Source organism: Nocardia araoensis NBRC 100135, from assembly GCF_000308435.1.
Lineage (GTDB): Bacteria > Actinomycetota > Actinomycetes > Mycobacteriales > Mycobacteriaceae > Nocardia > Nocardia araoensis.
Genome location: NZ_BAFR01000281.1, coordinates 1 through 1,648, shown reverse-complemented (window position 1 = coordinate 1,648; position 1,648 = coordinate 1). Strand labels below are relative to the sequence as shown.

Sequence of the window (1,648 nt, the reverse complement as noted above, 5' to 3'; positions counted from 1 at the left end):
CACCATTCATGACCGTCACCGCACTCGACTCGTCCAGCGCGTTGGTACTCATCGACTTGCAGAACGCCATGATCTCCGCACCCACGGTGCCCTACACCGTCCCTGAAGTGGTGGCGCGGGCGGTCGAGCTGGCGTGCGCCTTCCGCGAACACAGCGCCCCGGTCATCCTGGTGCGGGTGACGGCCCGGGCGGACGGATCGGATGCCGCTCCGGGTCGCATCGAGCTTCCCGGCCGGGCGAGTTCCATGCCCGAAGGCTGGGATGCCATCGTCGATGATCTCGTCGGCCACCCTGACGACATCACAGTGACCAAACGCACCTGGGGTGCTTTCCACGGAACCGACCTCGACCTGCAACTGCGCCGCCGCCGCGTCACACAGATCGTGCTGGCCGGTCTCACCACCAGCATCGGCGTGGAGTCGACCGCCCGCGCCGCCCACGAACACGGTTACCACGTCACGCTCGCGACGGATGCCATGGCCGATCTGGAGGCGGAGGCGCACCGCAACAGCGTCGAACGGATCTTCCCTCAGCTCGGCGAGACCGGTCGCACCACCGAGATCGTCGAAATGCTCGTCGCGACCCGCAACTGACGAAGGATCGGGGACCGATCGGCAGACGGGTGACTTCGACGAGTGGCATGCCGCTGGTCGGGTCGGTAGCCCGCGAACGAGTGCCGCGCGGACGGATGGGCGGTGGGTCATACCGGGCGAGCGAGGCGGGTCGGTGCGAGGCGGCCGCGAAGGGTGACGGATTCGCCGAGCTGCCAGTGTCCAGCCTCGGACTCGGCGGCGGCTGTGATGGTCGCGCCGGAGGCGAGCAGTAGACCCTGTCGCTTGGCGAGTTCGCACAGGCGGGCGGCTTCATTGACCGCGTCGCCGATGACGGTGAACTCGTAGCGCTGATGCGCGCCGACATTCCCCGCCACCACCCGGCCCGCGGCCACGCCGATGGCCGCGACGAAGTCGGTCGCGGTGCTGTCGAGCCGCACCCGGATCGCGCGGGCGGCGGCCAGCGCCGCGCCGGGTGCGTCGGCCAGCGGTGCCGGTGTGCCGAAGACGGCGAGGGCCGCGTCACCTTCGAACTTGTTGACCAGCCCGCCGTGGCGTTCCACCTCGTCCACCACGATGCCGAAGAACCGATTGAGAATGGCGACCATCTCCGGCGCGGGGATGGTCGCGGCCATCGTCGTCGAACCGACGATATCGATGAACAGGGCCGCGGCGTCGGTCTCCACACCGCCGAGCGCCGGGTCGCCCGCCAGCGCGGCCGCGGCGACCTCGCGCCCGACATGCCTGCCGAACAGGTCCCTGATCTGCTCCCGCTCGCGCAGCCCCTCCACCATGTGGTTGAAACCGCTCTGCAGCTCACCCAATTCGGTGCCGTCGTAGACGGCCAGCGCGATGTCGAGATCGCCGTCCTCCACCTGACGCATCGCACGGCGCACGCCGAGGATGGGCGCGACGGTCGCGGCCATGGTCTGCGTCATCAGCAGGAGACCGAACACCAGCGTGGCGCCCCCGAGCGACAGCACGCAGACCGCCAGTCGCGCCTTGGTGACGTCCTCCATCGTGAGTGCCAGCACCGCGAGCACCATCATCCCGGCCACCGGCACGCCGGAGCCGACCACCCACACGACCAGCGAGCG

Annotated in this window: 2 protein-coding genes; one reads left to right on the top strand and one right to left on the bottom strand. The window is 69.5% G+C overall.

The features are described from left to right. Window positions 1–593: isochorismatase family protein (locus tag ON21_RS30405; RefSeq protein WP_245562796.1), on the top strand; the 593-nt coding region annotated here is incomplete at its 5' end. 107 nt (window positions 594–700) lie between these two features. Here the strand turns inward: ON21_RS30405 and ON21_RS30400 are convergent. Then, window positions 701–1,648: adenylate/guanylate cyclase domain-containing protein (locus ON21_RS30400; RefSeq protein ID WP_039803666.1), on the bottom strand; the 948-nt coding region annotated here is incomplete at its 5' end.